The 6,005-nt window shown below is 36.5% G+C and carries 9 protein-coding genes and 1 pseudogene; 9 read left to right on the forward strand and 1 reads right to left on the reverse strand.

Annotated features, from left to right (window positions below):
* The 9 genes and pseudogenes from K4I03_RS00030 to K4I03_RS00070 form a co-directional block, all read left to right on the forward strand.
* Positions 1–887, forward strand: a pseudogene (locus K4I03_RS00030) (hypothetical protein); the annotation flags it as partial.
* Position 888: 1 nt separating this feature from the next.
* Positions 889–1,548, forward strand: coding sequence for a hypothetical protein (locus tag K4I03_RS00035; RefSeq protein ID WP_227963279.1), 660 nt, complete (start codon positions 889–891; stop codon positions 1,546–1,548).
* Positions 1,549–1,684: 136 nt separating this feature from the next.
* Positions 1,685–2,089, forward strand: a complete 405-nt coding sequence (locus tag K4I03_RS00040; protein ID WP_227963280.1) for a hypothetical protein — start codon at positions 1,685–1,687, stop codon at positions 2,087–2,089.
* A gap of 45 nt (positions 2,090–2,134) precedes the next feature.
* Positions 2,135–3,025: a DNA/RNA non-specific endonuclease gene (locus K4I03_RS00045; protein ID WP_227963281.1), complete on the forward strand. Its 891-nt coding sequence runs from the start codon at positions 2,135–2,137 to the stop codon at positions 3,023–3,025.
* 18 nt (positions 3,026–3,043) lie between these two features.
* The gene (locus K4I03_RS00050; protein WP_227963282.1) at positions 3,044–3,289 is read left to right on the forward strand and encodes a glutaredoxin domain-containing protein; all 246 of its coding nucleotides are present in this window, start codon (positions 3,044–3,046) and stop codon (positions 3,287–3,289) included.
* Positions 3,290–3,298: 9 nt separating this feature from the next.
* Entirely contained in the window at positions 3,299–3,742 is a 444-nt protein-coding gene (locus K4I03_RS00055) for a hypothetical protein (protein ID WP_227963283.1), read from the forward strand.
* Positions 3,743–3,751: 9 nt separating this feature from the next.
* Positions 3,752–4,246, forward strand: a complete 495-nt coding sequence (locus K4I03_RS00060) for a hypothetical protein (RefSeq protein WP_227963284.1) — start codon at positions 3,752–3,754, stop codon at positions 4,244–4,246.
* Positions 4,239–4,796: a hypothetical protein gene (locus K4I03_RS00065; protein WP_227963285.1), complete on the forward strand. Its 558-nt coding sequence runs from the start codon at positions 4,239–4,241 to the stop codon at positions 4,794–4,796. Before K4I03_RS00060 ends, K4I03_RS00065 begins: the two co-directional genes overlap by 8 nt.
* Positions 4,786–5,349, forward strand: a complete 564-nt coding sequence (locus tag K4I03_RS00070; RefSeq protein WP_227963286.1) for a hypothetical protein — start codon at positions 4,786–4,788, stop codon at positions 5,347–5,349. The genes K4I03_RS00065 and K4I03_RS00070 overlap by 11 nt, the downstream gene beginning before the upstream one ends.
* 416 nt (positions 5,350–5,765) lie before the next feature.
* On the opposite strand, the gene K4I03_RS00075 is transcribed toward K4I03_RS00070, so the two are convergent.
* Positions 5,766–6,005 (reverse strand): transposase (locus K4I03_RS00075; RefSeq protein WP_227963287.1); only part of this gene is annotated, 240 nt, incomplete at its 5' end.

Genomic DNA, 6,005 nt, shown 5'->3' on the forward strand with positions numbered 1-6,005 from the left:
TCCATCTCGGTTATCCTATGCTGTCTCCATCTCGGTTATCCTATGCTGTCAGTGATGGAAACAACAGTCGAATCATCTTAGATGAATATGGCGCTGAAGACCTCCTGGGTAGAGGTGACAGTCTCTTAAAAGTAGTTGATAGCAGAGGAATGCAGCGGATCCAGGCAATATTCTTAGATGACCCAGAAGTTCAACGTATCTTGCAAGCTATCAAAGAACTATTTGGCGAAACACCTAAAGTAGATATTGAAAAGTGGGCAGAGGAAAAAGAAAATGGAGAAGAAGATATACAAAAAATCTTTTCTCCAGCTCCAGAACTATTTGAAAACAAACAGTCTAAATCTAATCTTGTTGAAGAACGAGAAGAAATTCAACTTGCCTACGCTCGTGAGAAAGCTTTGATTGAGCGAAACAAGCAAGACGGTCTAGCTCCCTTTACTCCTGAACAAAATCAATCATTCTTTGATGAGGTCTATGCTGAAATGAATAAACAAGCAAATATCGAGGAAGTCCGTTCTTCTGCCATTGAAACAAATGACACTTCTAACAGTGAACTCTTTGAAAAAACAGGTTTGTCAGAACTATTTGATTCTAATAATTCTAATTCATTATTAGAGTCAAAAACAAAAACAAGAAAAAGAGAGGTGCCAGAGGATATTAACCTTGAAGATGGCGAAATCGAAGCTATTGTTTTAGATTTTGATGGAGAAGACTTACAAGCATTGATGGCATCTTTCGACAGTTCTAATACCCTAGACAATGACGATTCTGAACAACCCGTGCCAGTTGTTGTGACTGATACCTCTAAGACAACCGTTACTTCTGAGCGTCTGAAACGACCACTTGATCGTTCTAGCAAAAATAGAATTGTGAAGAGACGGAGGTAGAATGGCTTATACAATTTTTCAAAAAATTGACAAGTGGTTCAATCCTTATAAATATTCTAACGAAGGTATGTTAGCATTAGAGATGCAGCAGAATCCTAGAAAACGAAATAAAGGACGAACCGCCCAAGAAATGGTTGATAACAAAGAACTTCTAGGAGTGAATTTTCTCCCTCAAAAACAAAGTTTCAATATCACTGAAGCGATACAGAAACTACAAGAACTTCCGTTTGACAATGCTTTGTATTATCATGATTTAGATGTCCATATCCTAGCAACAAAATATGACACTAACTCTTCAAAAAGATACCAGGCACGCAGCCAAAAACAGCGACGAAAACTCAAAAAAAATCTATTGATTTATCCAAGAGATGTTGATATTTTTGATATGACTCATATTCAAGCTGTTGGGTTCCATGGTATTGAGGATCGCGAGGAAATGTTAGTTGGGTGGAATAGCCGCCAAAATCAGCAAGATATGAGAATCTTTGAAGAAGGTATCAGCTTTATCAACTCAACCCAACCAATTATTTGGTACACTATTATCGAATTTCAAAATAAGACTGATTATTCAGCTATCTGGAATACAAAAATTATCAGTTTAGACGGAGAAATCTTAACCGAAAAATCTTTCCATGACACTTCTAATTTTGTCTGGAAGTAATAAAAAGAAACAGGGACATTTTAAAAACTCTCTGTTTCTTTTTATATTATAAAATATATTAAAATTATTGATATTTAAGCTATTTTATGGTATATTTAGAGTGTATAAAAAATTATAATTACAAAGGAGAAATTTTATGTTTGATTTTTCAAAAGAAGAAAAACAATATAATGAGCTAATTTCTGAACAAGCTCTCAAAACTCTTGAAATCCTAGAGGTAGCGAAAACAGAAAACGGTACATTCAAGCACCGTGGAGTGAAGCTGGCCCTGGTATATCGTCCACTTGTCAATTTTGCTATCCGTCAATCACTCTTTGTTCTAAATGTAGATGTTGCGGATTTGATTAAGGAACTGGGAAATACCAGGATCATTAAAGATACTTTCCAAGACCTGACTGCTGACGATGAAACAAATGTAGCAGTTGACAATGAAGCATTTGAACAAATTCTATCAATGCTCAATAAGAAAGTCTCTGAACAGATTGACCAACTGGAAGAAGCACCAGCAGAGAACTCTTCAGAAGAAGCCCAAAGCGAATAATGAAAGATAAGCTATTGGGCTTGTCTTTTTTAGAATCGAGGTACTATGGCAGATAAAAAAAGCGAAGGGAGTTTAATTGGCTTGTTAGGTGTCGTGGCTTTGGTAGGGGGCTTCTATACAGCTCACGTCCAGTCAAACCCTGAGACAAGAAGCCCAAATCCTCTTGTTATTGTTAAGAGGTTATTCTCGCCAGAGAATATTGATGACCTAAAGAACAAGACCGCTGAAGAACTTAAACGAACTCAAGAAGATTGGAATGAAATTTCTAACGAGTTGACAGATACACCCCCTGAATCACAGACCGCTTCTCAAGTATCGGAATCAGGTTGGTCTTTCGAGAAATACCCTGACTATTATGCTGTTCTAGGAAAATCCAGCATTGATATAAACTCTTTCCCAAAAAAAGGAGAGATTTTTTACAACAGCCTGGACTCACTAGGCCGCACTCAAGAAGCAAAAGCCTCACTGACTTTTGACAATGTAAAAAGCAGTTATGGTAAAAGAGAAAACTTTTCTAAAGGTGTTATTCCTAGTGGCTGGGCAGAAAATCAAAAAGTTGCTATACCATGGAAAGATAATAAAATTTATCATGGTTATTTCTGGAACAAATCTCATTTGATTGCTGATAGTTTAGGCGGAAAAGCTATTCGTGAAAATGTCATCACAGGAACACGAACTCAAAATGTTGGAGGAGTGGATCAAAAGGGTGGCATGAGATATGTTGAAAAAAAAGCCCAAAGTTATCTTGAGGCTCATCACGACATAATCCTTTACTATAGCGTCAAACCAATTTATAATGAAAATGAATTAATTCCTAGAAGTGTAGTAGTGGATATGCTTTCTAGTGATGGAATTATCAATGAACAAGTAGAAATCTTTAATACTGCCAACAGTTGGAGTATTGACTATTCTACTGGCCAATATTATCAAGAATAGAACGAATGGAGCTAAATTATGATTACAATTTATTCAACCAATAACTGCATGAAATGCAAAATGACAAAGGATTTGTTTTCTAAACTCGGTCAAGACTATAACGAGATTAATATTGAAGAGCAGCCAGAAGTCATTCCTTATATCAAAGAAGAACTAGGTTATAGTTCCCTGCCTATTGTTGTGTTGGATAATGGCACTCATTGGAACGACTTTCGAGTTGACAAAATACGACAAGCAGCTAAACAACTGAGTAGCCAAGGATAAGGAGAATAAATGAACCCTAAAATTACATTAGACAGCCAGCCGTATGATGACTTTAATTACTATGTGCCAAGAGAAATTGTAGATGCTCCTCTTTACAAAAAATTAAGTAAAAAAGCTGTATTTGCTTATACTTATATCAGAGGTATTTTCGTGGAGCACCTGCTGAAGATTAGTAATGGTGACACCAAAAATTTCTTAGATGAATACCTTCTTAATCTAAAAACTGGCGGAGAACATTTTATCATTCGTGAAGATGAAGAATTGTCTATCAGTCTCCATTTTTCTATTCCTGAAGTGATAGAAGTAAAAAACGAACTAAAAAAGTATGGACTGATAAAAGAGGTATTGCGTGGATCAGGATTACCTAATTTGATTTACGTCTATGATATTGATAACCGACCAGAAGTCCTACAAATGACTTTTGAAGAAGCGAAATCAAAAGGCTTAGTTTAAGGAGCGTAGATGACTAAAATCCTAAGTATTGATCCATCAAGTAACAGATACAAAAGCAGCACAACAGGGATTGTGCTGCTTGATAATGCTAAATTGATTGATTATTGGGTTGTTAGCTATGGGGTAGAGAATTTTAAAAAATGGTTTTCAAAAGTTGGCCAATCTTTAGATTATGACCAAGTGATTGTTGAAGAGTATGATGTACGAGAAGGTGAGCGCAGACGGGATAATACCACTAAAGAAACAATGGAATGTGTCTTGTCATGTTACCCGAATTGCATCACGCGCAATAATAGTGGTTATAAAACAGATATCCCAGATGAGTTATTAAAACGGCTGAACCTTTGGGAATTTAAAGACAAAAAAAAGAATTCCCACCACCATGACGTGCGAGCAGCTGCAAGACTTGCTTTATTTCATGCTATGAGAGAAAATATTTATGATGTTGTTCAAGATATTGGAAAACGTTCATTAGGAAGTGWAAAGGAGAATTTGAATGTTTAAAGATAGGCTGAATAAAGCCCAGATTTTACAAATCTCTATCGTAACTATAGGAGGATTGGCTCTTTTGACCTTTCTTTATCTAGGTTACAATCAGGGACAAAAAAATAATAAGTTGCAACAGGATATTAACCAGGTTCGTGTGCAGGATAAATTAGAATACAAGGAAAGAATGTCTCCTAAGCAAGTAGAAGAAAAGAAGCAAGCTCTGGAAGCCTACTTAAACAGTTACATGAAAGCAGAAAATCCAACAGATTATAAGGGCTATGGAAATGCAGAGAAAATCCTCAGCACAATTTTTTTCTCTTCTTCATCTAGCTTAACTTCTGCCGATAAACGAAATCCAGACAAAAAGAGAGAGTTCCTATCTCGTTTTTCTTACGAAATTTCAGATATAAGTGGTGATTTTGAAAAGAAAGATAGTGATCAATCTGTGCTCTTTGTTAAAATGAACATTTCTTTCGATGGCAATCCTTTGTTTACTGGCCAGTATTACAGCTTTATTCTGGACAAGGAGAATCGACTGGTAGGAGGAACATTGTATGGAGAATAACAAGATGCGAATAGCAATAGCAGTTGCTATTTCTCTAGCTTTAATTTTCTTGGGAGCAGCTTTCCTCAATAGCAAAACTGTAGAATATAAAAAACTTTCTACTGAGTTAAAAGAAAAGGAGGACTTGGCCAAAAAGAGACTAGGTGAAAATGCAATAACCCAGGCTCGCATTGAGAAAAATGCTGGCGAGTTGAATATCTATCAACTGGAGCAGGATAGCACCCAGCTATTTAATGCTTTGTTTTATTATAACTCATGGAACGACTACTACAATAACTCAATCGGCTTACAAAAATTCCCTCTGTTGCATCAAAATTCTCTAATTGATACCACAGGGTCAAACAGCGGTAGTGGTGAGTCTCCTAAAAGCAGCTATGAAATTACTAACAAGTTTATCAGCAACCAAGATGAGAGCGAAGTTTTTTTAATCAAACAGACCATTATAAACGGCACCAAAACTTTCATCAAGGAATACTACATCAAGACTACAGGCAGTGGAGAATCCTTTAATGTGGCAGAGTTTAAAGTTCTGAAAGAACTCACTAAGTTCTAATATTGTCTTTGTAAGTCAATAAAAATAAGCCCTCTAGGGGCTTTTCTTTTGCTCTCTAACAAGGCTTTTCCCATTTTTTGACGTAAATCTGACAGATTTTAAAAAATGCGATAGACTAAATTTAAGAGTGGTTGTTGACCTTGCGGTAATTTTGTAGTAAAATAATACAAAAATAGGTATGAAGCGGCAAACTTCATACCCACCGAGTAGACAATCCACCTGTGCTACTCAGTCCTAACAATTATACCATAAATAGGCGAATTGTCAAGACTGGRTGCCTCAGTAGGCGTTTACATTTTTGTACCCTTTTTCTTGACATTCTTTACAACCTGAAAAGAAGTTGAGGAAATGGGAAGCCGTTTCCTCTTTTTGATTGAAAAAATGGCTCTTTGTCAACTGTAGTGGGTTGACTAAATCTAACATCGAGAGAGGACAAGATTTGTCTTCTCTTTTTTGATGTTGAGGGCAATGAAAATGCGGGTTCTGAAGTTGTCAAAGTTTCGAAAGCCAAAAGCATTGCGCTTGATGACTTTGATGAGGTTGTTGGTGGCTTCGAGTTTGGCGTTGGAGTAAGGCAGCTCTAGGGCGTTGACAATCTTATCCCTGTCCTTGATAAAGGTCCGAAAGACCGTCTGAAAAAGAGGAAGAGCAGAAGG

Source organism: Streptococcus sanguinis (genome assembly GCF_020729725.1).
Classification (GTDB): domain Bacteria; phylum Bacillota; class Bacilli; order Lactobacillales; family Streptococcaceae; genus Streptococcus; species Streptococcus sanguinis_V.

Coding starts and splice junctions, on each gene's coding strand:
- K4I03_RS00040 (WP_227963280.1), top strand. CDS start 1,685: ATGTTTGATTTTTCAAAAGAAGAAAAACAATATAATGAGCTAATTTCT.
- K4I03_RS00050 (WP_227963282.1), top strand. CDS start 3,044: ATGATTACAATTTATTCAACCAATAACTGCATGAAATGCAAAATGACA.
- K4I03_RS00055 (WP_227963283.1), top strand. CDS start 3,299: ATGAACCCTAAAATTACATTAGACAGCCAGCCGTATGATGACTTTAAT.
- K4I03_RS00065 (WP_227963285.1), top strand. CDS start 4,239: ATGTTTAAAGATAGGCTGAATAAAGCCCAGATTTTACAAATCTCTATC.
- K4I03_RS00035 (WP_227963279.1), top strand. CDS start 889: ATGGCTTATACAATTTTTCAAAAAATTGACAAGTGGTTCAATCCTTAT.
- K4I03_RS00045 (WP_227963281.1), top strand. CDS start 2,135: ATGGCAGATAAAAAAAGCGAAGGGAGTTTAATTGGCTTGTTAGGTGTC.
- K4I03_RS00070 (WP_227963286.1), top strand. CDS start 4,786: ATGGAGAATAACAAGATGCGAATAGCAATAGCAGTTGCTATTTCTCTA.